This window comes from Bacillus sp. 41-22, assembly GCF_025809295.1.
Classification (GTDB): domain Bacteria; phylum Bacillota; class Bacilli; order Bacillales; family Bacillaceae_G; genus Bacillus_A; species Bacillus_A mycoides.
On sequence record NZ_CP084035.1, the window covers coordinates 1,307,520 to 1,333,461 of the forward strand.

At 35.0% G+C, this 25,942-nt stretch carries 26 protein-coding genes, 1 pseudogene and 1 riboswitch; of the genes and pseudogenes, 18 read left to right on the forward strand and 9 right to left on the reverse strand.

From position 1 onward, the window contains the following. The first annotated feature begins 11 nt into the window (after positions 1-11). The gene (locus tag LCF45_RS06640; protein WP_263894716.1) at positions 12-734 is read left to right on the forward strand and encodes a prepilin peptidase; all 723 of its coding nucleotides are present in this window, start codon (positions 12-14) and stop codon (positions 732-734) included. A 14-nt stretch (positions 735-748) separates the two neighbouring features. Next, a pseudogene (locus LCF45_RS06645) lies at positions 749-1,059 on the forward strand (cyclic-phosphate processing receiver domain-containing protein). Positions 1,060-1,086: 27 nt separating this feature from the next. Here the strand turns inward: LCF45_RS06645 and LCF45_RS06650 are convergent. The 7 genes from LCF45_RS06650 to phaQ all read right to left on the reverse strand — a co-directional run bounded on the left by LCF45_RS06650 (position 1,087) and on the right by phaQ (position 6,558). Beyond that, the gene (locus tag LCF45_RS06650; RefSeq protein WP_002011581.1) at positions 1,087-1,938 is read right to left on the reverse strand and encodes a formate/nitrite transporter family protein; all 852 of its coding nucleotides are present in this window, start codon (positions 1,936-1,938) and stop codon (positions 1,087-1,089) included. A gap of 209 nt (positions 1,939-2,147) precedes the next feature. Further along, positions 2,148-2,942, reverse strand: coding sequence for a TerC family protein (locus tag LCF45_RS06655; protein WP_002011580.1), 795 nt, complete (start codon positions 2,940-2,942; stop codon positions 2,148-2,150). Between the two features lie 79 nt (positions 2,943-3,021). After that, positions 3,022-3,194, reverse strand: a riboswitch (yybP-ykoY riboswitch). A gap of 38 nt (positions 3,195-3,232) precedes the next feature. Further along, positions 3,233-4,552 (reverse strand): TrkH family potassium uptake protein, encoded by a 1,320-nt coding sequence (locus LCF45_RS06660; RefSeq protein ID WP_002126145.1) that lies wholly within the window; start codon positions 4,550-4,552, stop codon positions 3,233-3,235. A gap of 113 nt (positions 4,553-4,665) precedes the next feature. Continuing rightward, positions 4,666-4,851, reverse strand: a complete 186-nt coding sequence (locus tag LCF45_RS06665; protein WP_000241212.1) for an alpha/beta-type small acid-soluble spore protein — start codon at positions 4,849-4,851, stop codon at positions 4,666-4,668. A 142-nt stretch (positions 4,852-4,993) separates the two neighbouring features. Beyond that, complete coding sequence (locus LCF45_RS06670) at positions 4,994-5,437, reverse strand: MaoC family dehydratase (protein ID WP_001067911.1); 444 nt, start codon at positions 5,435-5,437, stop codon at positions 4,994-4,996. Between the two features lie 101 nt (positions 5,438-5,538). Further along, complete coding sequence (phaP, locus tag LCF45_RS06675) at positions 5,539-6,063, reverse strand: polyhydroxyalkanoic acid inclusion protein PhaP (protein ID WP_078178267.1); 525 nt, start codon at positions 6,061-6,063, stop codon at positions 5,539-5,541. 42 nt (positions 6,064-6,105) lie between these two features. Continuing rightward, on the reverse strand, positions 6,106-6,558 hold the full coding sequence (phaQ, locus tag LCF45_RS06680; RefSeq protein ID WP_000903018.1) for a poly-beta-hydroxybutyrate-responsive repressor: 453 nt from the start codon (positions 6,556-6,558) through the stop codon (positions 6,106-6,108). Positions 6,559-6,756: 198 nt separating this feature from the next. Between phaQ and phaR the strand changes: the two genes are divergently transcribed. From phaR to LCF45_RS06705, 5 genes are all read left to right on the forward strand, one after another. Then, a complete protein-coding gene (gene phaR, locus LCF45_RS06685; RefSeq protein ID WP_000566956.1) occupies positions 6,757-7,239 on the forward strand; it encodes a polyhydroxyalkanoic acid synthase subunit PhaR in 483 nt (160 codons plus the stop codon). A gap of 152 nt (positions 7,240-7,391) precedes the next feature. Beyond that, positions 7,392-8,135: an acetoacetyl-CoA reductase gene (locus LCF45_RS06690; RefSeq protein ID WP_000250406.1), complete on the forward strand. Its 744-nt coding sequence runs from the start codon at positions 7,392-7,394 to the stop codon at positions 8,133-8,135. 83 nt (positions 8,136-8,218) lie between these two features. After that, positions 8,219-9,304 (forward strand): class III poly(R)-hydroxyalkanoic acid synthase subunit PhaC, encoded by a 1,086-nt coding sequence (gene phaC, locus LCF45_RS06695; RefSeq protein WP_002011573.1) that lies wholly within the window; start codon positions 8,219-8,221, stop codon positions 9,302-9,304. 95 nt (positions 9,305-9,399) lie between these two features. Further along, positions 9,400-10,593 carry an NAD(P)/FAD-dependent oxidoreductase gene (locus tag LCF45_RS06700; protein WP_263894717.1) on the forward strand — a complete coding sequence of 398 codons (1,194 nt, stop codon included), beginning with the start codon at positions 9,400-9,402 and terminating at the stop codon, positions 10,591-10,593. 23 nt (positions 10,594-10,616) lie between these two features. Next, positions 10,617-11,966 (forward strand): TrkH family potassium uptake protein, encoded by a 1,350-nt coding sequence (locus LCF45_RS06705; protein ID WP_002126155.1) that lies wholly within the window; start codon positions 10,617-10,619, stop codon positions 11,964-11,966. Between the two features lie 38 nt (positions 11,967-12,004). On the opposite strand, the gene LCF45_RS06710 is transcribed toward LCF45_RS06705, so the two are convergent. Then, positions 12,005-12,388, reverse strand: a complete 384-nt coding sequence (locus tag LCF45_RS06710) for a DUF3905 domain-containing protein (RefSeq protein ID WP_002011568.1) — start codon at positions 12,386-12,388, stop codon at positions 12,005-12,007. 97 nt (positions 12,389-12,485) lie between these two features. Here LCF45_RS06710 and LCF45_RS06715 point away from each other — a divergent pair, with 97 nt between their 5' ends. The 11 genes from LCF45_RS06715 (at position 12,486) to cbpA (ending at position 25,007) form a co-directional block, all read left to right on the forward strand. Next, on the forward strand, positions 12,486-12,641 hold the full coding sequence (locus LCF45_RS06715; RefSeq protein ID WP_002011566.1) for a hypothetical protein: 156 nt from the start codon (positions 12,486-12,488) through the stop codon (positions 12,639-12,641). Positions 12,642-12,869: 228 nt separating this feature from the next. Further along, positions 12,870-13,946: a putative 2-aminoethylphosphonate ABC transporter substrate-binding protein gene (locus tag LCF45_RS06720; protein WP_002030507.1), complete on the forward strand. Its 1,077-nt coding sequence runs from the start codon at positions 12,870-12,872 to the stop codon at positions 13,944-13,946. A gap of 19 nt (positions 13,947-13,965) precedes the next feature. Beyond that, the gene (locus LCF45_RS06725) at positions 13,966-14,967 is read left to right on the forward strand and encodes a putative 2-aminoethylphosphonate ABC transporter ATP-binding protein (RefSeq protein WP_002086828.1); all 1,002 of its coding nucleotides are present in this window, start codon (positions 13,966-13,968) and stop codon (positions 14,965-14,967) included. Next, positions 14,968-16,725, forward strand: coding sequence for a putative 2-aminoethylphosphonate ABC transporter permease subunit (locus LCF45_RS06730; protein WP_078206333.1), 1,758 nt, complete (start codon positions 14,968-14,970; stop codon positions 16,723-16,725). A 21-nt stretch (positions 16,726-16,746) separates the two neighbouring features. Then, positions 16,747-17,541 carry a phosphonoacetaldehyde hydrolase gene (gene phnX / locus LCF45_RS06735; protein WP_002186358.1) on the forward strand — a complete coding sequence of 265 codons (795 nt, stop codon included), beginning with the start codon at positions 16,747-16,749 and terminating at the stop codon, positions 17,539-17,541. 16 nt (positions 17,542-17,557) lie between these two features. Continuing rightward, entirely contained in the window at positions 17,558-18,655 is a 1,098-nt protein-coding gene (phnW, locus tag LCF45_RS06740; protein ID WP_002168848.1) for a 2-aminoethylphosphonate--pyruvate transaminase, read from the forward strand. Continuing rightward, complete coding sequence (locus LCF45_RS06745) at positions 18,652-19,836, forward strand: saccharopine dehydrogenase family protein (RefSeq protein ID WP_002126167.1); 1,185 nt, start codon at positions 18,652-18,654, stop codon at positions 19,834-19,836. The genes phnW and LCF45_RS06745 overlap by 4 nt, the downstream gene beginning before the upstream one ends. A gap of 40 nt (positions 19,837-19,876) precedes the next feature. Beyond that, entirely contained in the window at positions 19,877-20,659 is a 783-nt protein-coding gene (locus tag LCF45_RS06750; RefSeq protein ID WP_002030497.1) for a DeoR/GlpR family DNA-binding transcription regulator, read from the forward strand. Positions 20,660-21,097: 438 nt separating this feature from the next. Then, complete coding sequence (locus LCF45_RS06755) at positions 21,098-23,380, forward strand: NEAT domain-containing leucine-rich repeat protein (RefSeq protein WP_078202988.1); 2,283 nt, start codon at positions 21,098-21,100, stop codon at positions 23,378-23,380. A 249-nt stretch (positions 23,381-23,629) separates the two neighbouring features. After that, positions 23,630-24,259, forward strand: coding sequence for a class II aldolase/adducin family protein (locus tag LCF45_RS06760; RefSeq protein ID WP_002011549.1), 630 nt, complete (start codon positions 23,630-23,632; stop codon positions 24,257-24,259). A 124-nt stretch (positions 24,260-24,383) separates the two neighbouring features. Next, positions 24,384-25,007, forward strand: a complete 624-nt coding sequence (gene cbpA, locus LCF45_RS06765) for a cyclic di-AMP binding protein CbpA (RefSeq protein ID WP_002126172.1) — start codon at positions 24,384-24,386, stop codon at positions 25,005-25,007. A gap of 67 nt (positions 25,008-25,074) precedes the next feature. On the opposite strand, the gene LCF45_RS06770 is transcribed toward cbpA, so the two are convergent. Then, positions 25,075-25,845, reverse strand: a complete 771-nt coding sequence (locus LCF45_RS06770) for a divergent polysaccharide deacetylase family protein (RefSeq protein WP_002011545.1) — start codon at positions 25,843-25,845, stop codon at positions 25,075-25,077. Between the last annotated feature and the right edge of the window lie 97 nt (positions 25,846-25,942).

Here is a 25,942-nt window from a genome sequence, read left to right on the forward strand (position 1 = left end):
GAGAGGAAGGGATGTTCACTTATTTATATGCATTGTTAATAGGTATGGTGTTTGGTTCTTTTTTTATGGTGATTGCGATGAGAGTTCCAGTAGGGGAATCTATTATTAAACCGCGTTCGTACTGTCATTACTGCAAGTATACGTTACAGCCGAAAGAACTTATTCCAATCATTTCATTTTGTATACAAAAAGGGCGTTGTACGAATTGTAAGAGCAAAATCTCAAGTTTGTACATAGTATTTGAATTTGTTACAGGCAGTTTATTTTTTCTTACTGTATATGTAATTGGAATGGAAAGAGAGCTCATCATCATTTTATCGCTTTTTTCGTTACTTCTAATTATTTCAGTTACAGATTTAGTATATATGCTAATACCTAATCGTATTTTAATTTGGTTTGCGCTTTTGCTTATTTTAGAATGTATTTTTGTACCGTTAGTTACTTGGATAGATAGTTTAGCTGGTAGTGGAACTATATTCATTTTGTTATATTGCATGCAAAAGATTTATCCAGATGGTCTTGGCGGAGGTGATGTGAAATTACTTTCGTTACTCGGATGTATAGTCGGAGTGAAAGGGGTTTTTATAACTTTATTTTTAGCATCTTGCTTTAGTCTTTGTTTTTTCGGGATAAGTATAGCGCTAAAACGTATAAACATAAGAACTCCAATTCCGTTCGGACCTTTTATTAGCCTTGGAGCAATATGTTATGTGTTGGTCACATATGCAAAATAGAGAGGAGATAGAAAATGAATGTATATATGGATGATCAAAGAAGTTGCCCATACGGATATGTTTTGGCAACTACAGTAGAATCTGCCTTGCAAATTGTTAGGGATAATGAGGTGAATATTATTTCCCTCGATTATAATATGGATGGCGACAAAAAAGTGGGTTAGATTTCGTAGAAGCTTTCTGCAACGAAGGTTTATATGTTAATGAAATTCACCTTCATACAAATGATGTCATCGGTATGCATCAGATGAAAAAGAGCATAGAGAGAGGGAAGGAAAACGGGGAAATTAATCCTTATATTGCCTTGAAATATGTAGGGAGCTAAAAACTCCAAAGTAAAACTTTGGAGTTTTTAATGTTTCATATGTGCTTGTAAAGGAATAATTTCCTCCGTTTGAGCTCCAACTAATTGAGTTTTCTCTTGTTCAACAACAGGTGCTTTCTTTGTTAAGTAATGATATACCATACCGACAAATACGGATCCGCCAATAATGTTACCGATTGTAACTGGAATTAAGTTATGAATAGCGCCCGCAAAAGAAATTGTCTCAGGATGTGGTGATACTAAAGATAAAGCAAACAGTGATAAGTTTGCAATGCTATGCTCATAACCAGATAAAAAGAAAGTGAAAACGAGCATCATCATCATTAATATTTTTGCTGTGTCACCTTTCACTTGAGAAGGTAAGAAGCAGGCAAGACATACGAGCCAGTTACATAAAATCGCTTTAAAGAATAATTGCATTGTAGGTGTATTCATCTTTCCTTCAACAACTTTATTCATTAAATGACTGTGATCAATTGCTTCGAAAATTCCAGTTGCGTAAAATAGTAAGGCAAAGAATAAAGCGCCAGCTAAGTTACCTGCATAACAAGCAACCCAGTTGCGAAGTGTATCAGAAATCGTTGTTTCTTTTCTTAAAGTTGCCACTGTGAAGTACATCGTATTGCCAGTAAATAATTCAGCGCCGCCATATATAATAAGTACGAGAGCAATTCCGAAAAACATGGAGGAAGCTAAATATGTTGCTGGTGAATCTGCAATATGAAAAAAGTTACCTAATTTAAAACATAGTACAATAATAAAACCGATATAAATGCCCGCAAGTGCAGCACGAATGAAATATTGCATTGGATTTATATCTAGCATTTGTTTTTTGCTCTTAGCCAGTTTTACAACGTAATCTAATCCTTGTTCTAGCATGAGTAATACGCTCCTTTAATACATCGTCTATAAATACTCCTTATATGAATAAGGTACATGGATTTGTTCATAGTTTCAATAAGTTTGTGCAATATTTCACAAAAAGGACATACATCTAGAAAGGAAGCGTTTACAAAAGGTAGTATAATGGAATTTTTTCTGAAAATAGAGAGGGGAATTGAAACGAGAAAAAAGAAAAAGCGCTGTAATTACAGCGCTTTTTCGTCTAAATTCTTTTCTACTTTTACTTCTACTTCTTTCGAGAAGAACCAACCGCAAACTGCGATTCCAACTAATACAATCCAGAATGTAAGCTTCCACGGAGTGGATTCTGGGAATGAATGCGGAAGGACATTTAAAGCAGGGTGTGCTAGCGTATAAACTGTTAATTTCACACCAACCCAACCTACAATTAAAAATGCTGCAGTTTCAAGTCCTGGTTTACGTTTTAATATTTGTACGAAAGCAGTTGCTGCAAATCGCATTATAACTAATCCGATAAGTCCACCTGTAAAGATAACGATAAATTGACCTGTATCAAGACTACCAATCGTACCTAATCCTGTTTTCGGTAAAGTCACTGCTAATGCAACAGCAGCTAAAATTGAATCAACTGCGAAGGCGATATCAGCAACTTCGACTTTAAATACAGTCCACCAAAAGTTCTCTTGTTTTTTCTTTGCTTCTTTTTCTTCTGTTTCTTCATGTGTATTCTTTTTAACATACGTTTTAAATAAGTGATTCCCCGCGATAAACATAAGATAAATCGCACCAATTGCTTGCACTTGCCATACATCTACTAGGAACGAAATCATAAATAGTGATCCGAAGCGGAAAACGAACGCTCCTGCTAATCCATAAAATAGTGCTTTCTTTCGTTTTTCTTCTGGTAAATGTTTTACCATAATTGCGAGAACGAGAGCGTTATCAGCCGCTAAAATCCCCTCTAGTGCAATTAGGATGAGTAATACCCAACCATACTCCAATAATAATGATACATCCATGTACATTCTCCTCTCATTTCTATAAAGACTAAACAAGTGAAGAAGTTCCCCACTGTTTAGTTTCCCCATACTCCTGCGTATCAACGGTGGAAGGAATTTGAAAACAAAAAAGACCTCTGCCGTTGATAGGCAAAGGTCTTGCTAGACATATGTAATGAAAATGCCAACAAAGCCGGAAGAACTAAGTTCTACGTAATGACGACTTTGTTTCCAAGAAATAGTTCTTGGACGCTACTCCCCTTTGGAGATATGCTATTGTACTCTCATTATATGGATAATTTATACGGTTGTCAACCTGTTAAAATATCTTCGTTGGGATATTTTATTTTTCTTTGTTTTTTACGTGCAAATGAAAAGGCTAATGTTAAAGGCCCCATCTTTCCAAAAAACATCATAAAGATAATAATTGTTTTGCCGATGATTGTTAAGTGTGGCGTCAAATTCATGCTAAGGCCGACAGTTCCAAATGCTGAAAATACTTCAAAAGCACTCATTAATAAAGGAACCTTCTCAGTGATGCTTAAAATTAAAATGGAAAGAAAAATAAAAGAAATTGAAATAATAGTAATCGTTAATGATTTGACAATGAGCGTATCTTTAATGGATTTTTTAAACACGACAATATCATCTTGTTCTTGCAAAAATTTAAATACGCCGAAAAACATAATCAAAAAAGTCGTTAACTTAATCCCACCACCAGTTGAAGCACTGCCAGCACCAATAAACATAAGAAGCATCATTAATAAAAGTGAAGGTTTTGATAATGCAGAGATATCAACAGTATTAAACCCGGCAGTACGTGTTGAAACCGCTTGAAAATAAGCAGCCATACCTTCTTCAAATGGTGTAAAACCTCTCATGGAAATTGAATTATGGAACTCAAATATAAAGATAAAAGCTGTAGCAATAATATTGACGATTAGAGTAGAAGAGAGCATAAGCTTTGAGTGCAAAGTAAGGTTTTTAAAGTTTTTCTTTCTTTTTATATCTACGATAACCGTAAAACCAATCCCACCTAAAATAATGAGGGAAGAAATAACGAGATTGACGAGAATGCTATGGGAGTATGGCATTAAATTATCGCTCCACACAGAAAACCCAGCATTGTTAAAGGCTGAGATAGAATGAAAAAAGCTATAATATATACCTTTGGCAACCCCGTATTTTGGTACCCATTCAAAAGAGAGAAGTAAAGTAGCGATACATTCTACAGTAAAAGAAAATAAAAATAATGCTTTTGCAAGACGAATGATTCCGCCGACATTTGTTTGGTTTAATGCTTGTTGTAATAAAATCCGGTTTTGAAGGCCGATTTTTCTGCCGAGCATAATTGCGATTAAAACAGCAAAGCTCATAATGCCAAGCCCGCCAACTTGTATAAGTGTTAAAATGACACATTGGCCAAATAAGGTAAATACTTTACCAGTGTCCACAACACCAAGCCCTGTAACCGTACAAGCAGAAACCGTTGTAAATAAAGCATCGAGCCATGAAATAGACGTTGTTGTAGCAATTGGCAATTTCAATAGGCATGTACCGATAATTGATAGCATAATAAAAGATACAGTAAGAACACGGGGAGGACTCATGCTAATGTTAATCCGTTTCATTTCACATATCGTTCCTTTCGATTTGCTCTTACTAGTATGTGAAGAAGCACTATTATGTATGTTAAAAAAGAAAGAGGCAGAGAATATCTGCCTCTAAGCCATAGGTTATATAGTTATCCGCGTAATTGTTGTTGAGCTAAAGCAACAAGACGTTTCGTTACTTCACCGCCAACTGATCCGTTAGAACGAGATGCTGTATTAGATCCTAAGCTTACACCGAATTCTTGTGCGATTTCATATTTGAATTGTTCAAGTGCTTGCTCTGCACCCGGAACTAGTAATTTGTTTGTTTTCACCATGTTGATACACATCCTTAAAGAGTAATCCAGTTTAGCTAAGTGCTATCTGGTAATGTTATTTTATGTGTAAACGACGTACTCATACACGGAAGTAAACGGTGTGATTAGAAGTTCTTGGATAGAAAAAAGAGTAGCAAATTTGCTACTCTTTTTTCAGTATTGTCGCTGTACCTTCTACGACAATATCATCAGATTGATTATATATGTTTGTTTGCAATGTGATAATTTTTTTATCGTCCCGTTTTTTAATAACTTCTGCCACAACGCGAAGTGTATCACCGATTTTGACAGGAGCACGGAATGAAACGTTTTGTGATAAATAAATCGTATTTTTGCCAGGAAGTTTCGTTCCAAGAATGGTAGAAATAAAACTTGAAACGAGCATGCCATGGGCAATACGTTCTTTGAACATTGTCGTTTTTGCAAAAGAGTCTAGAATGTGAATAGGATTTACATCTCCAGTCAATTTTGCAAAATTGATAACGTCCTCATCCGTAATTTTTTTTGTAAGTGATGCTTGATCACCGACTTGAATCTCATCGTAACGAAGCTCCGGAACAGTTTGTGCTTCTTGAAATGGATTCATTTTGTCCTCCTTCTTTTCCATATCGAAAAATGTAAGCCATCTTGATGTAGTAGGAGGAAGAAAGAGTTTTGTTTGTGCTGCAGTTAGTTGCCACATTTTTCTTACTTGATGGAAGTAAATAGATTTTTTGAGTTTTCCTCGAACTGCTTTGCGAGTTCTAGTTGTTTGGACTTGAACTCTCCCAAAAAAACTTCTAACTGTTTTTGAACCTCTGCACGTTGCGACTGTTGTTGTTCGATAAAGTGTTTTGTTGTTTCTTCAAATTGGCCGCTAGTTTGAGTAAGAATAGACAAAGATGTTTTCGTAGGCGAAACAGTAAGTTGGTGCATTTGATTAGAAAGCTCATTCCACTTTTCTTGCCACTCGTTAATTTGATCATTTAAGGAGTTTCCAGTTAATTGCTTTACATAGTCTGTATATTGGTTATTGAACTGAGCAGTGAATTGGTGTAGTTCTTTTTCTAGTTCATCTACTCCTGATGTTAATTTATGCAAAGCGTCTTGTTGTTGTTTTAACGTTTCTAAAGTAAGTTGCTCTAATTGTTTCCCAGCTGAAGAGAAGAGGGAAAGAGATTGAGACCAGTTTTTCCAAAATGCATCGACTAATTCGTATGGCTTAGTTTCCATTGTTTGACCTCCAAATGTTTTTTTGCATATTGTGAACGCAGATTACTCTGCTGTACCACCAGGTGAAGATGAAGAATCCTTTTCATCCTTTTCTGGAGAAGTAGAAAATGGAAAGAATGCATTGGTGTATAACGTGAAAAACGTCCGCAACATATTTTGATAATGTTCAAAAGAAGTCGCACATGTTGTTAAATATTGCTCTCCATATTCTGTTAAAGAATAAATTCGTTTCGCTGGCCCGCCTTCGCTTGTATCCCAAGTAGAAGAAATAAGATTTTCTTTTTCTAATTTGCGTAGTGTCCTATACACATTACCTTGGTCAACAGAAGAAAAGCCGATGTCCATTAGCATTTGAATAAGTTTGTAACCATGAAGACTCCAGTCTTTTAGACAGAGAAGTAAGAAAGGAACTAAGAAGTTTTTTGGCATGGAGTTTGGTTGTTTCGCTTGGTTTTTTTCCAAACTTTCTGGGTGTTCTGGTTCATTATGTAGCATGATTGTGCATCACCTCATGAATCAGTTAGATGGAATTTTTTGCTTATAAGTGCAATTTACACCTATCTGTTTTTAATGTCAATACATTTGTTAGAAAATAAAGAAAAATAAAATATATACTTGAAGTTTTATTCGGAATATTAGAAAATAGTGAATAGGTTGAATTGTTTCAAAAACGAAAAAGGGAGTGTAGTCGAAGTGATTGATCAAAAATTCGATCCATTGCAAGCATGGAAAAATGCTTATGAACAAACCGAAACATTTTGGGGAAAAGCGCTCAATGAAACAATTAAAACAGAAGAATATTCTGCTTGGATGGGCAGCGTTCTAGATTTGAATTTGTTTTATCAAAAAGCATTAAATGATACGACAAAAAATTATTTAGAACAGGTGAATGTGCCGACGAGAGAGGATATCGCTAGAGTAGCTACGCTTGTTATTAACTTAGAAAATAAAGTTGATAACATCGAGGAAATTCTAGAAGAGAAAGTGGATTCATTAGGACAAGCTCCTACATTAAAGCGTGATGTTACGAAAGTAAAACAAGATATGCGCACGTTAGAAACGAAAGTTGATCAAATTTTAGAATTGCTAGAAAAGCAAAATGCAGTACTAGCTAAACTACAAGTACCTGTAAAAGAAGAAGTAAAGCCTGTAAATAAGCCAGAAAATAAAAAATGATAATCGCGTTTGTTTATAACTTGTAAAAGAGAGAGGGAGAATCTCTTTTCATGTATAAACAACGAAACATAATTAATATATGGACTCAATTAGTATGAGTACCAAAATGATTCATAACAATCGTTCACAAATTCATTTAAGGGGGAAAAGAAATGGTTCAATTAAATGGCAAAGTAGCAATCGTAACAGGTGGGGCAAAAGGAATTGGAAAAGCAATTACAGTAGCATTAGCAGAAGAGGGAGCAAAAGTAGTTATTAACTATAACAGCAGTAAAGAAGCAGCTGAAAACTTAGTAAATGAATTAGGAAAAGAAGGACATGACGTTTATGCAGTTCAAGCGGATGTTTCTAAAGTAGAAGATGCAAACAGACTTGTAGAAGAAGCTGTGAATCATTTTGGTAAAGTTGATATTCTTGTTAATAATGCTGGTATTACAAGAGATCGTACATTCAAGAAGTTAAATCGTGAAGATTGGGAGCGCGTAATTGACGTGAACTTAAGCAGTGTATTTAATACGACAAGTGCGGTACTTCCATACATATCGGAAGCAGAAGAAGGAAGAATCATTAGTATTTCTTCTATTATTGGCCAAGCTGGTGGATTTGGACAAACAAACTACTCAGCAGCAAAAGCAGGTATGCTAGGATTTACAAAATCATTAGCGTTAGAACTTGCAAGAACAAATGTAACTGTAAACGCAATTTGCCCAGGATTTATTGATACTGAAATGGTAGCAGAAGTACCAGAAGAAGTGCGTCAAAAAATCGTTGCGAAAATCCCGAAAAAACGTTTTGGTCAAGCTGATGAAATTGCAAAAGGTGTAGTATATCTATGCCGTGACGGTGCGTATATCACAGGTCAGCAATTAAACATTAACGGCGGATTATACATGTAATGAAGTAAGAAAAAAGTGCATATCCATAGCAGGAATGCACTTCTTTTTTTAGAAAGAAATTGACCAAAAAGGAGATAGGAAAAATGACTACATTCGTAACGGAATGGGAAAAGCAATTGGAGTTGTACCCAGAAGAATATCGTAAAGCATATCGCCGTGTGAAAAGAGCGAGCGAAGTTTTATTACGCGAACCAGAACCACAAGTTGGTTTAACACCGAAAGAGGTTATTTGGACGAAGAATAAAACGAAGCTGTATCGTTACATTCCAAAACAAGAAAAAACACAGAGAGTTCCAATCTTATTAATATACGCTCTTATTAATAAACCGTATATTATGGATTTAACTCCAGGAAATAGTTTAGTGGAATATTTAGTAGATCGTGGTTTTGATGTGTATATGCTTGATTGGGGCACATTCGGTTTAGAAGATAGTCATTTGAAGTTTGATGATTTCGTGTTCGATTATATTGCAAAAGCAGTGAAAAAAGTAATGAGAACTGCAAAATCGGACGAGATTTCTTTACTTGGTTATTGCATGGGTGGAACGTTAACATCTATTTATGCAGCGCTTCATCCGGACATGCCAATTCGTAACTTGATTTTTATGACAAGTCCTTTTGATTTCTCTGAAACAGGATTATACGGTCCTTTATTAGATGAGAAATATTTCAATTTAGATAAAGCGGTTGATACATTCGGAAATATTCCGCCAGAAATGATTGATTTCGGAAATAAGATGTTAAAACCAATTACAAACTTTGTCGGTCCATATGTTGCTTTAGTCGATCGTTCAGAAAATGAGCGCTTCGTCGAAAGTTGGAAATTAGTTCAAAAGTGGGTAGGCGATGGTATTCCGTTCCCAGGTGAATCGTATAGACAATGGATTCGTGATTTTTATCAAAATAATAAATTAGTGAAGGGTGAACTCGTTATTCGCGGACAAAAGGTAGACCTTGCAAATATTAAGGCGAATGTCTTAAATATTTCTGCGAAGCGTGATCATATCGCTCTGCCATGTCAAGTAGAAGCTTTACTTGATCATATTTCTAGCACAGATAAAGAGTATGTATGTTTACCGACAGGACATATGTCTATTGTGTATGGTGGAACGGCTGTAAAGCAAACATATCCGACGGTTGGAAATTGGCTTGAAGAGCGTTCTAATTAAAGAGAAGAAATCCAACTAGCGTATGTTAGTTGGATTTTTTTATGGAAAATGACGAAACATAGAAAGGAGAAAATTACATGGTAGGAGTATAATATATGAAGCTTATGACTGGTAAGTTGTTTTGGAGTGCTGGAGTTTCTGTACCTTGTTATCCAACGTTAGAAAATGATATGATATGTGATGTACTAGTAATTGGAAGTGGAGAAGCAGGTGCTCATATAGCGTATTCGTTAGCTAAAATTGGAATGCGTGTTATGCTCATTGAAAAAAGAGCAATTGCATGTGGTAGCACAGCTGCAAATACAGGATTATTACAATTTGTTCATGATAAATCGTTAACCTCTCTTATTCATACATTTGGTGAAGAGAAAGGGGTACGAGCATATAGACTTTGTTATGAAGCGCTGCAAACAATGGAGAAGGTTGTGCCAACTCTCGATATTGATCCCCATTTTATTCCGCGAAATAGTTTGTATTATGCAAGTAGAGATGAGGATGTTTCATTTTTACAAGAAGAATATAATACGTTACGCCATTATGAATTTCCGGTTGAATATTTTACAGAGTCTGATATTAAGAAACGTTATTCATTTGCAAAACAAGCAGCGTTATATACAAGCGGTGATGCAGAAGTGAATCCGTATTTATTAGCGCATAGTCTTTTGCATAAAGCGAAACAAATGGGCGCTACTATATACAAACATACAGAGGCATTACATATTAAACAAATCCAAAATGATTTAATTTGTTATACGAAAACAGGAAATAAAATTGTAGCAAAGAATATTATTATGGCGACAGGTTATGAAGCAATTTTTGGAAAGAAAGAAAAAAATACAACAGTAGAAACGTCTTATGCCGTTGTGACAAATAAGATAGATTATTTTGAAGGCTGGCATGAGCAATCGTTAATTTGGGAAACAGCACGTCCGTATTTGTATAGTCGAACGTATCAAAATCGCATTGTTATAGGCGGATTAGATGAGGCGCTGAAAATTCAAAAAATCGGCGATACGAAATTATTGCATAAGCGTGATCTTCTTATTAACATTGTAAAAGAAATGTTCCCGCAGTATAAAAATATACGGGCAGAGTACTATTGGGCAGCAGCATTTGGTGGCAGTCATGACGGTCTTCCTATTTTAAAAGAAGATAAAAAAATACATAATTTATATTACGCACTGCCGTATGGGGGAAATGGAACTGTATACGGAATGGTATTTGCAAAACTATTTCAGCAGTTATTTACAAATGAAGAAAGTGATGATTTTTCTTTATTTAATCGATAGAAAAAAGGTAGCGAAGTGATGGAATGAGAGATATAAAAAAGTTTTTACAAAAGTTACGTCCCGTACAACTTATCGTTGTATTTTATTTACTAGCAGTAGTCGTATCGGTAATTTTGCTTAGTTTACCATTTGTTACGAAGCCTGAAGTGAAATGGACATTTATCGATGCACTATTTACATCTGTTAGTGCGGTAAGTGTTACAGGACTGTCTGTTGTTACGATTTCAGATACGTTTACAACGGCAGGAATTATTGTTTTAGCCCTTATTTTACAATTAGGCGGATTAGGAATTATGGCGCTTGGTACATTCGTCTGGATTATAACGGGGAAAAAGATTGGTTTGCAAAGAAGAAGATTAATTATGGCAGACCATAACCAAGGGAATTTATCGGGCCTTGTAGAATTGATGCGTTCTATTTTAATTGTAATTATTTCGATAGAACTCATTGGAGCAATACTGTTAGGTACAAGGTTCTTACTATATTTCCCGACTTGGCAAGAAGCTTATTTTCACGGTTTCTTTGCCGCTGTGAGTGCAACAACGAACGGAGGATTTGATTTAACAGGACAATCACTTATTCCGTACAAAAAAGATTATATTGTTCAAATGATTCATATGTTGCTTATTATTTTAGGAGCTATCGGTTTCCCAGTGTTAATGGAAGTAAAACAATTCCTTAGTAAAAGGCGACAACAACTATTTCGCTTTTCGTTATTTACAAAATTGACGACAACGACATTTTTTGTACTCGTTATTGTTGGAACAATTATGATTTTTCTATTAGAACGAAATCATTTTTTAGTAGGAAAGTCATGGCATGAAACTGTATTTTATACATTATTCCAATCTGTGACGACGCGAAGTGGAGGACTCGCTACAATGGACATACGTGAATTATCACAACCAACGCTTTTATTTATGAGTATATTAATGTTCATTGGGGCATCTCCAAGTTCAGTTGGGGGCGGAATACGTACAACAACATTTGCAGTTAGTATATTATCGTTATATACATTTGCAAGAGGCGGGAGAACAGTCCGAGTTTTCAAACGTCAGCTACATGAAGAGGACGTGTTGAAAGCATCTGTCGTTATGACGATGGGGATTTTATTATGTGCCTCAGCGCTATTCATTTTATCTATTACGGAAAATGTACCGCTTATGAGCTTAATCGTTGAAGTTTGTTCTGCTTTCGGAACGACGGGACTATCAACAGGTGTTACTCCTGATTTAACAACTGTTGGTAAACTTGTACTCATTGTACTTATGTTTATCGGACGCGTCGGTATTTTAACATTTATATTAGCTAGTGGCGGAAGAGAGCAACCGCCTCGCTATAAATATCCGAAAGAGAGAATTATTATTGGATAGTATGAAACCATTCTACCTATGTTAGGTAGAATGGTTTTTTAGTCGTTAATTCCGAATTGGGGATGCATAAAAGCATCATTTTTATTATCAACTTCGTTTTTAAGTAATTCTTGATTTTCTTCTGCAATCCATCCGATATCATTTGTAGGATGGATCCATTCTTCCCCAGCCATAATGGCAGGATCTACCTCATCACTCCAATTATTAAGAGGACTGTTAGTGGAATCGTATTTACTGTCTCCAATTACAACATCATATTGATTTATAAAAGGTTGTTGCATCTTTTTGCCTGTGCCTTTAAAAGAAGGAAAGTTCATTTGATGAGGGAGCGTCTCGTCTAAAATTGGCGATTGTATCGTTTCTTTTTCTTTCAAAGTAATCGCTCCTTTTTGTAATGGCTTGTTCGTATGTAGTATTTCCATCTATAAGCTCTTATGTACTTGTTAACACTTCCCAGTAATAATTACTGTAAGTTGTTTCAAACTAGAATAGAAAGTTATTTCGTGAGAGCAGGTGAATATGTTGGTAAAAAGAAAAGTAAAACAAAATGCAGCAATTAATAATAATAAAACTCCGAAAGAAAGCTTACCAGATGCAGAATTTGCATTAGAGTATGAAGGAGAAAATAGTGCGAAGTATGCAAATCGTAATTCAAAAAAAGGTAAACAAAAGTGAGGCGTTTTTTACAAACGCCTCATTTTTTTGTGGGATTATAAAGGTTTTTTTAATTATTTGTAAATTTCACGTTTGATATTAGCAGAAAAATGCGAAAAAACATAGAAGTAGCAACGTATTACACAAAAACAAACAACAAACAAAAGATTAATGTTGGTTTAATACTGCTTTTACACTAGTTGTTTATATTAGAGTTGTACATAAGATTTGTAAAAGGAGAGAGAGACAGTGAAAAAAACAATCTTTAAAGCTGTAGCAACTGGAATGGTATTTTCGTTATTAATGGGGTGTGGTGCAAAGAAAGAAGAAAGTGCTGGAGCAAAAGTAAAAGATGATAAATTATCTGGATCATTAACTGTTTACACAGCGATTGAAGAAGAGCTTGTACCGATTTATCTTGATTCTTTTAAACAGAAGTACCCAGACGTGAAGTTGAACATTGTTCGTGATTCAACAGGAGTTATTACAGCGAAATTGCTAGCTGAAGGAAAAAATACACAAGCAGATGTTGTATGGGGAACTGCAGCGTCTAGTCTATTAGCTTTAGAGAAAAAAGATATGTTAAAAGGATACTCTCCAAAAGGAGCAGATCGTGTCCTTTCGCAATTTAAAGACGATAAGAAACCAGAAAAATGGGTAGGAAATACTGCATTTATGACGGGGATTGCTGTAAATAAAGAAGAATTGAAGAAGAAAAATTTACCGATGCCAGAATCATATGAAGATTTAACGAAACCAGAATATAAAGGAACGCTAGTTATGCCGCATCCGGCTTCTTCTGGAACAGGATTTTTAACAGTTTCTGCATGGCTACAAATTATGGGAGAAGATAAGGGCTGGGATTACATGAAGAAACTTCATGATAATATGGCAACTTATACTCATTCAGGTTCAAAACCAGCGAAATTAGCAGGTGCAGGTGAATATCCAGTTGGTGTATCAATGGTTTATAGTGCTTTGAAAGAGAAACAAAAAGGTGCACCAGTTGAAGTTGTACTGCCGAAAGAAGGATTAGGCTGGGAAGTAGAAGCGAACGCACTTATTAAAAAAGATAATGCTAAAAATGATAAATTAGCGCAAGCATTTTTAGATTGGGCAATTACAGATGATGTAATGAAGTTATACTTCGAGAAAAATGGATTTGCGACAATTAAAAATGATTATAAACTTCCAGATGGATTCCCTAAAGATGTGACAGAAAAGTTATATAAAAAGAATGACTTTAAATGGGCAGCAGAAAATCGTGACAAAATTTTAGAAAAATGGGAAAAAGAGTTTGGCCAAAAAGCAGAACCGAAAAAGTAAGTGAGTGGGAGAGAGAAAAATGAGCGAATATTTATCAATTCAACACATCCAAAAACAGTTTGATGCATTTACAGCGTTAAAGGATATTTCTTTTACTGTGAAAAAAAATGAGTTTGTTTGTTTATTAGGCCCAAGTGGTTGTGGGAAAACGACATTGCTCCGAATTTTAGCGGGGCTAGAAGAGGCAACAACAGGTAGTATTGCTGTGAATGGAAAAGATATTACAGCATTACCACCTGGAAAGAGGAACTTCGGAATGGTTTTTCAATCGTATGCATTATTTCCGAATTTAACTGCACTTGAAAACATTGAATACGGCTTAAAAACAAAAAAATATGGAAAAGCAGAAGTAAAAGAAAAAGCGCTATCGGCGTTAGAACTTGTGGATTTGCTGAATGTAAAAGATAAATATCCTGCTCAAATGTCTGGTGGACAACAGCAGCGAGTAGCACTTGCACGTGCGCTCGCTCTGTCTCCCGATATTTTGTTACTTGATGAGCCGTTATCTGCTTTAGATGCAAAAGTGCGTGAAAAGTTGCGCAGAGAAATGCGTGATTTGCAAGAAAAAGTGGGAGTAACAACTATTATGGTAACGCATGATCAAGAAGAGGCATTAACGATGGCTGATAAAATTGTTGTAATGAATCATGCGGAAATTATGCAGATTGGAACACCAGAGGAGATTTATCAAAGACCAGCCAATCCGTTTGTGGCAGATTTTATTGGTTCTATTAATTTCTTTTCGAAAAATAACGAAGAACATGCGATTCGTCCTGAACATGTAACAGTTGTACAAAATAATGGTATTAAAACAGTTGTAGAAAGCATGGAATTTCGCGGTTCTGTATACCGGACGGAAGTGCGGGTCATAGAAGAGAAAACACACCTTTATAATGAGAAAATTGTAGTGGATATATTGGCATCAGAAGTAGAGGAAACTGCTATTAGAAAAGGAAAGCCAATTCAAATCTCTTTCTCAGAAAATCATATGTTGTCATATGGAAAGAAGGTCATTGTATAGATGGAGATGTTAGAAAACTTTAAGGCAGAAAGTACAAAAAAAAAGATTAAGAGACGTATCGGTAAAGAAGAGTGGATACAAAGACTATTAATTATTGGTATGCTTCTTTCATTTTTTATCATGCTTGTATTGCCTTTATTACAACTGTTTACACAAGCCTTTTATGATAAAGATGGAGCTTTTGTTGGTGTTGCGAATTTCAGTAAATATTTCACAACACCAACGCTAGTTCAATCACTACAAAATACGATATGGATTTCGGGCGCTACAACAATTATTTCGGTTACACTTGCTTTCGCTTACGCATATGCGATCGCTCGTACAAATGTTTTTGGAAAGCGCGTATTTCAATACATAGCATTATTACCATTATTCGCACCAACGATGATGCACGGTATTGCGCTTACATATTTATTTGGTAATCAAGGGTTAATAACAAAAGGAATGTTTGGTTTATTTGAAGGAATACAAATACCGTTATACGGACCAGTAGGAATTGTAATGGCTGAAGTTATGTATACATTTCCGCAAGCATTCCTTATTTTATTAATTGCTCTCCAAGGTTCTGATTATCGTTTATATGAAGCTTCTAATATGTTGGGTGCAAGTAAAGTGAAACAGTTTTTTACGGTTACTTTACCTAGTGTGAAATACGGATTAATTAGTGCGATGTTCGTTGTATTTACACTTAGTTTCACTGATTTTGGGGCACCTAAAATTGTTGGAGGACAATATAACGTACTTGCTACTGACGTATATAAGCAAGTAATTGGACAGCAAAATATGTCCATGGGCGCAACTGTCGGAATGATTTTATTGATCCCAGCTATTTTCGCATTTGCAGTTGATCGTATTACGCAAAGAAAACAGGCGAATCTCTTATCTTCAAAAGCAGTACCTTACAGAATAATAAATAATAAGAAAAGAGATGTTATTTCATTCGTATATTGTAGCATAGTCACGTTTATGATCATTCTTTTATTTGTGGCAGTTGGTATTGCTGCAAGTGTGAAAGTATGGCCATATAATATGAGTTTTACACTTGAGCATTTTAATTTTTCAAGTTTGACAGGAGACGGAATTGAAGCATTTAAAAATAGTGTAATTGTCTCAGCTATTACGGCAGTTATCGGGGCGATTTTAACATTTGTGTTCGCTTATGCGATTGAAAAAATAGAACAGCTACAGTTTTTCAGAAAAGTAGGCTACTTTTTCTCTATTGTACCGTTAGCGATTCCTGGATTAGTACTTGGATTAGGATATGTCTTTTTCTTTAGTCAACCAACAATTCAAATTCTAGGACTTTCAGTAACAAATCCGTTTCATTCCTTATATGGCACAATTGCTGTTTTAGTATTAGTAAATATCATTCATTTTTACTCTGTAACGTTTGTTACCGCAACGACTGCTTTAAAGAAACTAGACCGAGAGTTTGAACTTGTTTCACAGTCGATGAGCGTACCGTTTTATAAAACTTTCTTTCGAATAACAGTACCGATGTGTTTACCAGCTATTTTAGAAATGGTTATGTACTATTTCGTAAATTCAATGGTGACTGTATCGGCAGTAGTGTTCTTATATGCGGCTGATTTTAAACTAGCTGCTGTATCAATTGTAAATATGGACGATGCAGGAAATGTAGCACCAGCAGCTGCAATGAGTGTACTTATTGTTGTTACAAATATTGTAGTGAGGGCTGTATATGAATGGGGAACGAAAGCACTTCGTAACCGAACGTCACAATGGCAAAAAAGATAAGTAAGAAGGGTGATGGATAGAATGAAAATTGAAGCAGTTATTTTTGATTGGGCAGGTACGACAGTTGATTACGGATGTTTTGCACCATTAGAAGTATTCATGAAGATTTTTCATAAACGCGGTGTTGAAATTACAGCAGAAGAAGCTCGCAAACCAATGGGGTTATTGAAGATTGATCATGTTAGGGTATTAACGGAAATGCCCCGTATTTCGAATGAGTGGAAGCATGTCTTCGGACAATTACCAACAGAAGAAGATATTCATGAGATGTATGAAGAGTTTGAAGAAATTCTCTTTGCTATTTTACCGTACTATGCCACGCCAATTGATGGGGTAAAAGAAGTGGTTTCTTCACTACGTGAAAGAGGTATTAAAATTGGATCAACAACTGGTTATACGAGAGAAATGATGGACATTGTTGCAAAAGAAGCAGAAATACAAGGGTATAAACCTGATTTTCTTGTGACGCCAAATGATGTTCCAGCAGGTCGTCCATATCCGTGGATGTGTTATAAAAATGCGATGGAACTCTGTGTATACCCAATGAATCATATGATAAAAGTTGGAGACACCGTGTCAGATATGAAAGAGGGCAGAAATGCTGGAATGTGGACAGTTGGTGTAATCCTCGGTAGTAGTGAGCTCGGTTTAACGGAAGAGGAAGTTGAGAATATGGATCCGTTAGATCTTCGTGAAAAAATAGAAGTAGTTCGTAATCGTTTCGTTGAAAATGGGGCTCATTTTACAATTGAAACGATGCAGGAGCTCGAAAACGTAATTGAACATATCGAGAAACAAGAACTTATTATTTCATAAAGGGGGGCACACGATCATGAATGAAAATCACTATTTATTATTAACACCAGGACCATTAACGACAACAAAAACTGTAAAAGAAGTTATGTTATACGATTGGTGTACGTGGGATGTTGAATATAACACTATGGTGCAAGATGTAAGAAATAGGCTTGTATCGTTAGCGACAAAGGAAGAAGAAAAGTACACAACAGTTTTAATGCAGGGAAGCGGTACGTTTGCGGTTGAAGCAGTAATTGGTTCTGTTATTCCTAGAAACGGAAAGCTGCTAGTTTGTACAAATGGTGCGTATGGTAAGCGGATTGTACAAATGGCAGAGATGTTACATATAGATGTGGTGGTCAGTCAAACAGAAGAGTGGGAGCCTACTAATATTGCAGAAGTAGAACAGTTATTACAACAAGATAAAGAGATTACGCATATTGTAGTTGTTCATTGTGAAACAACTACAGGTATTATTAATCCAATTGTAGACGTATGTAAATTGGGAAAACAATACGGAAAAGTTACACTGGTTGACGCAATGAGTAGTTTCGGTGGTATTGAAATAGATATCGCTGAGTTGCAAATTGACTTTCTAATTAGTAGTGCGAATAAATGTATTCAAGGTGTTCCCGGATTCGGTTTTGTCATCGCAAATCGTGATGAACTATTGAAATGTAAAGGGCAAGCTCGTTCTTTATCATTAGATTTATATGATCAGTGGGAAACGATGGAAGAGCAAAATGGGAAATGGCGCTTTACTTCACCTACACATGTTGTACATGCTTTTTATCAGGCATTACTTGAATTAGAAGAAGAAGGCGGGATAAGAGCCCGTTACAATCGATATTATAGCAATCAAAAACTACTAGTGCACAAAATGAAAGAAATGGGCTTTAAGCCATTAGTAGATGAAAAATATCAATCTCCTATTATTACATCTTTCATTTATCCAGAAGCAGGATTTGAATTTTTGCAGCTATATAATGAATTAAAGCGATATGGATTTGTTATTTATCCAGGTAAAATTTCGAAAGTAGATACGTTCCGCATTGGAAATATCGGTGATGTACATGAAGACGATATTAATCGCTTAGTTGATAGTATTGCTAAAGGGGTTGTTATAGGGTGAAAGTATTTTGCTTAGGTGGAGCAGGTAAAATTTGTCGTGAAGCAATTTTAGATTTAGTTCAATTTTCATCTTTTGAGACGATTACGGTAGCCGATTTTAATGAAGAGGAAGGCCGAAAAGTAGTAGAGTGGTTAAATGATCCTCGTGTTGATTTTGTGAAAGTCGATGTGACAAATCATGAGGATACGGTCGCAAAAATGAAGGGCTATAACATTGTAATGGATGGTACGACGATAAAGTTAAATGGATTGTCTACTCGCTGTATCGCAGATGCCGGTTGTCACGGTGTGAACTTAAATGGATTTGGTGAAGAAAATGAATCCCACTCCAAATTTGTTCAACATGGAACAACATGTTTACCTGGGTTTGGTATGACACCAGGTGTAACGCAAATGATGGCCATGTATGCAGCAAATCAGTTAGATACTGTAGAGTCAGTTCGAGTAAGTCATGGCTCGTATCGTCCAATTGCTTTTTCTGCATCAATTACAGAGACAACGACATATGAATATGATCCACATTTGCCGACGCGTACAGTGTATGAGGAAGGTGAATTTAAGCAAGTACCTCCGTTTGCGCGCCCGAGAGAAATTGAATTACCAGCACCTTACGGAAAAACAATGCAGTATATAATCCCGCATTCAGAAACGATTACGTTAGCGAAGGCACTGGAAGATAAAGGTGTACAGCTTATTGAAACAAGAGGAACTTGGCCAGAGCAAAATATGCAGCTCGTTCGTGCTTTATATGATTATGGTATATTGCGTAATGATCAAATTGAAATAAACGGTAAAGAAATTGGTATTATGGATTGTATTTCGAAGTATCTATTAAAATCGAAAGAAGGACAAGCAACAGAGCTTTATGGTTATGCACTTCATGTAGAAGTAGTAGGTATGAAAAATAATCAAGAACAAAGGCATGTGTTATACCATACGCATCCGCTATCTGACGGTTCTGTAGTAGGTTGGGAGAAATTAAGGGCCTATACAAGAAATGTTGGTATCCCATTTGGAATCGCTACAGAGTTAATTGCAAAAGGAGTAGTTAATAAAGTCGGTGTTATTACTCCTGAAGAAGCTTTCGAAAATCCACAAATTATTTTTGACGAACTAGAAAAGCGCGGTATTTATATTCATGAAGAGATTTTCACTGAAAAAGAAAATTATAACTTTGTATAAGTAAGACAGTTTATGAGGTAGATATAAATGGGGTGAGGCTATGTCTGTAGTAGGTGAAGAGAGAAAGAGGACAATTCTTGAGAAGGTAGAGTTTAAAGGAAAAGTAAAAGTTTCAGAATTAGCGAGAGAGTTCGCAGTATCAACAGAGACGATTCGTCGGTATTTAGAAGAATTAGATCGTGAAAAAAAATTGAAGAAAGTGTACGGTGGAGCCGTTCAACTTCCGGGAGCTGGGATAGAGGCACCGATGTTAGAACGAGAGATGCTGCATATAGAAGAGAAGAAAAGAATTGGGTATAAAGCAGCAACGTTTGTGGAAGATGGAGATGTTATTGCGATTGATGATGGAAGTACACCACTTCAAATGGTGCCATATCTTGTTCATCGTAAAAATTTAACGATTGTAACAAGTTCATTTCCAGTAGCAACACAATTAATTTCTTCTATTAATAAAAAGATGTTTCACGGTGAAGTTTTATTTATAGGCGGGAAAGTATCTCCAAAACATTCACGTGTGTCGGGGTCTATTTCACAGCAAGTAATTCATCAATTTCATTTTCATAAAGCATTCGTTTCGATTGATGGGTTGTTGCAAGGTTTTGGGGTTTCTAGCTTTGAATTAGAAAAGGCGAAACTGTCAGAAGCGATGATGAAATTAGCTGAGAAAACGTATATTTTATGCGATCATACAAAGGTAGGCGTCAAAGGGAACTACCGAATAGCAGGATTTTCTCGTATTCAACATATTATTTGTGATAAGAAAATGCCCTATAGTTTTGAAGAAGAAGTCAAAAAGCATAATATTCAATGGACAGTTTGCTAAATGAATTGAATACGTTTAGACTCCCACCTAATTTTTAGGTGGGAGTTTTACTATCAGCAAGTAAAAAAATAAAAGCTTTGTATTTATGCAAAAAGTGGACACATTTTCTCATCTCGTTCATATAATTTACCAATACAAAAAAAGTTGGTCGAAGGAAAGAAGGGAAAGTATGTCGGAACGGATATATAATAAACTTGTATTGTATGCAAACATTTTGCAAAAAATTGGTGTTATTAATGAAAAAGAAAAAAGTGAAATCCTTCATACGATAGGCAAAAAAGCCCTTTGAGTAAAGGGTTTTTTATTTTTTATCTATGGAAATATAAACGTAATGTAATATTCTTATTGACAATGATAATGAGATTCATTATCATTTATTATGTTAGCGATTGATAGTAATTATCAATTGAAATATATATAAGATAAGGGGATATTATTTTGAAAAAAAGTTATATTAAAGCTCTAGTAGTAGCAACAACATTAGCTATTCCATTTGCTGCGTATTCTACTACAGCGTTAGCAGCAATAAAAATTGAAGCAAACCAGTCGGTAGCAGCAGCCAGTGATCGCACGTATGATACTGAGATTAAAATATATAAGGATCAAAAAGATGAGCCATCTATGGTTTCTCAGTACATAAAAAATCCTAAAGTAGCAATTGAAGATGGGAAAAAAATCGTTACTGTAACAATACAAGATAGCGATTATTTTCAATATCTTAGAATAGAAGATAGAAATCAACCTGGTGTATTTCATGATGTGAAAGTTCTGTCAGAAGATAAAAGAAAAAATGGAACGAAAGTAGTCCAATTTGAAATTGGCGAATTTGAGCAGAAGCACAATATGCAAATGCATATATTTATTCCGGCTATTGGATATGATCACAAATATCAAGTTCAATTTGAAATTAAAGATCCAACTGTAGGTGAAAAAGAAACAGAGAAACCAGATGATAACTCTAATTCAGGCAATACGGAAACCGATAATCCAGTTGATAATCAAAATATGATAACAGATAACAAATTAAGAGAACTTGTTAATAAAAAAGTATTTAATAGAAAAGATTTAAATACACCAATTACGAAAGAAGAGTTATTACAAGTAAAGGACTTGTTTTTAAACACGAATGAGATTCTGGATTATAGTGCATTAAAATATATGCCAAATTTAAAATCTTTAACAGTTGCGAATGCGAAGATAACAGATCCGTCGTTCTTTGCGAATTTAAAGCAATTAAATCATTTAGCTTTGCGTGGTAATGAATTTTCAGATGTAACACCACTTGTTAAGATGGGAAATTTAGAATCTCTTGATTTGAGTAATAATAAAATTACAAACGTTGCACCACTAATTGAAATGAAAAATGTAAAAAGTTTATATCTATCAGGCAACCAAATAGAAGATGTAACAGCATTAGCGAAAATGGAACAACTAGATTACTTGAATTTAGCAAATAATAAAATTACGGATGTTGCTCCATTAAGCGCATTGAAAAATGTAACATACTTAACTTTAGCAGGTAATCAAATTGAAGATATTAAACCGTTATATTCATTACCTTTAAAGGACTTAGTATTAACGCGTAATAAGGTTAAAGATTTATCGGGTATTGATCAAATGAATCAATTAAATAAATTATTTATCGGTAAAAATCAAATTGAAGATGTGACACCACTTGCTAAAATGACTCAGCTTACAGAATTAGATTTACCTAATAATGAGTTAAAGGATATTACTCCATTATCAAATCTAGTAAACTTACAAAAACTTGATTTAGAAGCAAATTATATTTCAGACTTATCGCCAGTTAGTAAGTTGAATAAGTTAGTATATTTAAGTTTTGTTGCAAATGAAATCCGCGATGTTAGACCAGTAATAGAACTAAGTAAGAAAGCTTATATTAATGTCCAAAACCAAAAAGTCTTTTTAGAGGATACAGAAGTAAATAAAGAAGTAAAAGTACCTATATACGAAAAAGACGGCGAGGTATCTACAAAAATCCGTCTGAAGAGTGATGGTGGTACGTATAGTAATGGTGTAGTGAAATGGAGTACACCAGGTGAGAAAGTATATGAATTTGGAGTGAAAGATCCATTTGCGGATACAGGAATCTTCTTTACAGGATCTGTAATTCAAAATGTAGTAGAAAGTAAAGGGGACAACAATTCTAAAGAAGATGAGAAAGTAGAGGTAGTAGAATTTAAAGATGTACCAAAAGGACATTGGTCAGAAGAAGCAATTCATTATTTAGCGAAAGAAAATATTTTCAAGGGATATGGAAATGGACAATTTGGATTTGGGGATAATATTACTCGTGGACAAGTTGCATCTTTAGTACAAAGGTACTTGAAATTAGAAAGTAAAGTAGAGCAGAAAGAGATGTTTACTGATACGAAAGGGCATATGTTTGAGCAAGATATTGCTACAGTTGCACAAGCTGGAATTATGCAAGGAGATGGTACAGGTAAGTTTCGTCCAGAAGGAGTATTAACTAGGTACGAGATGTCAGTAGTATTACAAAAAGTATTTCAGTTAAATGAAACTGAAAATAATTTGGAGAACTTTACAGACGTACCAACAGGTCATTGGGCAGAAGGATATGTGAAAGCATTAGTGGATAATAATATATCAAAAGGTGACGGGAATGGGAACTTTTTAGGGGATGATTTCGTAACACGTGAGCAATATGCGCAATTTCTGTATAAAGCAATAAAAAAATAATAAATGAGAAAAATACGTTATTCTTTAATAAGAAGAATAACGTATTTTTTATATGTACAAAATCAAGTGCTAAATAGACAGGAGTGTTTACATGTGATAGGCCTATTTTTCCGATAGGTGCTGAAACCATATTGACAAAAAGGCATTCTCGTGTGATAATTCAATTAAATTTTTAGAATAATCAAAAAATATTCCTTTTATATAGAAAGGATTTGAATATTATATTAATATTACGCCGGGGGTGACGAAATGTTATTTTTTCTGAAAAAATGGAACGAATTAAAAGATGTGAAAGCAGAATTGGCACTTCGCGATTGGTTTTATGGTACGAAAATTAGTTTATCGATGTGTACGTCAAAAGAGCCATTAACATTTTTAGTGAATGTAGAGGGAAGAGATAAAGGGGTATTTTCTGAAGAAGATTTTATTGTCGTAAATTGCATGTGTGAGCCAGTATTTGAAAACGAAGAAAAACCAGCTATAGAGTCATTTATGCATGCGGATATTTATAAAAAAAGTAGTGCAGAATGCATTTTACAAGTCCAGACTGTAGATAGTCATTTAATGTCAGAGCTATATGGGAAAGAAGGAGAAGTAACATTCGAAAAACGTAGTGTGGAACGTGTTTTTGGAAAAGACGGTATTACAGAAATGACAATTCCAATTGTAGAAGATGAAAAGAAATTCGCTAATTTATTAGAAAATAATGTTCCGAATTTTATTGAAGGTGGAGGAGTAGTCCTTGTTCATAATTACGGAATGATCGTGTGGGGGAAAACTCCAGAAGAAGCGAAAAAATGGTTGGAAGGTATAGAGTATTTAATGAACTATCACGTAAAGCTTTTAATGATAAAAGGGGCAAAAAGTTCTGTTATATAAAGATGTATTCACAGAGATTACCATCCCTTAAAAATGAAAGCGTTTTAAAAAAGATTTTACTCATAAAATATAGGTCTCCTTATTATATATAGATTACATGTTGACATGTAAGGAGGAACATATTTTGCGAGTTAAATATCATTTTCTGCCAAAACAGCAGGTGACATTTTGCAAAACGAATGATTCTGGTGAAAAGGCGTTACAAATTATGAATGAAACGGGATTTCGCGCAATTCCTGTATTAGCAGAAAATGAGAAGGAATTCACGGGGATTATTTATAAAGTAGATCTTTTAGAAAAGAAGTGTAATAGCAGATTAGAGGATGTAAGTATAGAAGATGTACTGGAAAGTCCAAATTCGTTTATTTTTGAAAAGGATTCTTTTTTTAGAGCTTTTTACGTTATTCGTCGTCTCCCGTTTTTAGCGGTTTTAAATGAGTATAATGAATTTGTCGGCATTTTAACACATTCTAATGTATTTGATGTCATTGAGGATTCGTTCGGTATGCGGACGGGTGGTTATATATTAACAATTGCAACACAAGATTGTAAGGGAACAATTAAAGAGCTTGGGACATTATTAAAAGCATATAATATCGGTGGACTGTTTACGCTTGATAACGGTGATCAATATATTCGCCGTGTTATCGTAAATATATCGGATGAGTTAAATGAAAAAAAATTAAAGCAATTAATTGAAAAGATAGAGAAAAAGGGATTCAGGGTGAGTCATGTAGATTATATTTAAGTTGAAAAGGAAAGATACCTATCTGCTATGTGTAGATAGGTATCTTTTTTAGTGCGAGAAATGAATTTTATTTTGAAACAGAAGGTGGAGATAATGCTAAATCAGATAAAAAAATAAAGTCTGCATGCTCACGAATTTTAGGAATAGAAGTTTCGATAATACGTGATGTAATTTCACCTGGAGCCCCAACGTGTCCGATAGCTACCATAATGGGTTTGTCTTGGATTTTTTTTATGAGTAATTGTGCTTGTTTTGAAATGTGACTTACCGTATATACATCATCAAAAAATAATTGGTTTTCAATAATAGGAACGCCTAATTCTTTACCGATTTTTGGGACAACACTATTAGGGTTTGTTTTACTATCTAAATAAAATAAACCGTGTTTTTTACAGGCAGAAAGTATAAGACGTACAATCCTTTCATCAGCGGTTACTTTTGATCCCATATGATTGTTCATTCCTATTGCATGAGGTATTTCTTGAATTGCTTGTTCGAGTCGGTTGTTTATTTCTTCATCGCTTAAATCTGTTGTAATCGCTTTTGGTCCAAGCCACTCTTTTTTTCCTCTAATTGGTTCCATTGGCATATGTATAATAACTTCATGCCCTTTTTTATGGGCAGCTATTGCATCTTGTTTAGTAGAAGGAAGAAATGGCATAACAGCAACAGTGAGTGGAATAGGAAGTGATAACATCTTATCTGTGCCTTTCATATTATTGCCGAAATCATCGATGACAATAGCAACTTTATTCGTATGAGCGTTTGCTTGAATAGGAAAGAGGAAGAATGGTATGAACAGGGTGAAGATAAGAACTGTAATAGTATATTTGCGCATATAAATATTTCCTTTCTATTTTATCCCGCTATTTGCGGGCAGTAAGACTCCCACCTCAAAATTTGGCTGGAGTAAAGAAGTTAGGTGGAAAATCCAC

Excerpts from the sequence above, each read along its gene's own strand:
- LCF45_RS06640 (WP_263894716.1), top strand. The coding sequence starts at position 12 with ATGTTCACTTATTTATATGCATTGTTAATAGGTATGGTGTTTGGTTCT.
- LCF45_RS06650 (WP_002011581.1), bottom strand. The coding sequence starts at position 1,938 with ATGCTAGAACAAGGATTAGATTACGTTGTAAAACTGGCTAAGAGCAAA.
- LCF45_RS06655 (WP_002011580.1), bottom strand. The coding sequence starts at position 2,942 with ATGGATGTATCATTATTATTGGAGTATGGTTGGGTATTACTCATCCTA.
- LCF45_RS06660 (WP_002126145.1), bottom strand. The coding sequence starts at position 4,552 with ATGAAACGGATTAACATTAGCATGAGTCCTCCCCGTGTTCTTACTGTA.
- LCF45_RS06665 (WP_000241212.1), bottom strand. The coding sequence starts at position 4,851 with ATGGTGAAAACAAACAAATTACTAGTTCCGGGTGCAGAGCAAGCACTT.
- LCF45_RS06670 (WP_001067911.1), bottom strand. The coding sequence starts at position 5,437 with ATGAATCCATTTCAAGAAGCACAAACTGTTCCGGAGCTTCGTTACGAT.
- phaP (WP_078178267.1), bottom strand. The coding sequence starts at position 6,063 with ATGGAAACTAAGCCATACGAATTAGTCGATGCATTTTGGAAAAACTGG.
- phaQ (WP_000903018.1), bottom strand. The coding sequence starts at position 6,558 with ATGCTACATAATGAACCAGAACACCCAGAAAGTTTGGAAAAAAACCAA.
- LCF45_RS06690 (WP_000250406.1), top strand. The coding sequence starts at position 7,392 with ATGGTTCAATTAAATGGCAAAGTAGCAATCGTAACAGGTGGGGCAAAA.
- phaC (WP_002011573.1), top strand. The coding sequence starts at position 8,219 with ATGACTACATTCGTAACGGAATGGGAAAAGCAATTGGAGTTGTACCCA.
- LCF45_RS06700 (WP_263894717.1), top strand. The coding sequence starts at position 9,400 with ATGAAGCTTATGACTGGTAAGTTGTTTTGGAGTGCTGGAGTTTCTGTA.
- LCF45_RS06705 (WP_002126155.1), top strand. The coding sequence starts at position 10,617 with ATGAGAGATATAAAAAAGTTTTTACAAAAGTTACGTCCCGTACAACTT.
- LCF45_RS06710 (WP_002011568.1), bottom strand. The coding sequence starts at position 12,388 with ATGGAAATACTACATACGAACAAGCCATTACAAAAAGGAGCGATTACT.
- LCF45_RS06715 (WP_002011566.1), top strand. The coding sequence starts at position 12,486 with ATGTTGGTAAAAAGAAAAGTAAAACAAAATGCAGCAATTAATAATAAT.
- LCF45_RS06725 (WP_002086828.1), top strand. The coding sequence starts at position 13,966 with ATGAGCGAATATTTATCAATTCAACACATCCAAAAACAGTTTGATGCA.
- LCF45_RS06730 (WP_078206333.1), top strand. The coding sequence starts at position 14,968 with ATGGAGATGTTAGAAAACTTTAAGGCAGAAAGTACAAAAAAAAAGATT.
- phnX (WP_002186358.1), top strand. The coding sequence starts at position 16,747 with ATGAAAATTGAAGCAGTTATTTTTGATTGGGCAGGTACGACAGTTGAT.
- phnW (WP_002168848.1), top strand. The coding sequence starts at position 17,558 with ATGAATGAAAATCACTATTTATTATTAACACCAGGACCATTAACGACA.
- LCF45_RS06750 (WP_002030497.1), top strand. The coding sequence starts at position 19,877 with ATGTCTGTAGTAGGTGAAGAGAGAAAGAGGACAATTCTTGAGAAGGTA.
- LCF45_RS06760 (WP_002011549.1), top strand. The coding sequence starts at position 23,630 with ATGTTATTTTTTCTGAAAAAATGGAACGAATTAAAAGATGTGAAAGCA.
- LCF45_RS06770 (WP_002011545.1), bottom strand. The coding sequence starts at position 25,845 with ATGCGCAAATATACTATTACAGTTCTTATCTTCACCCTGTTCATACCA.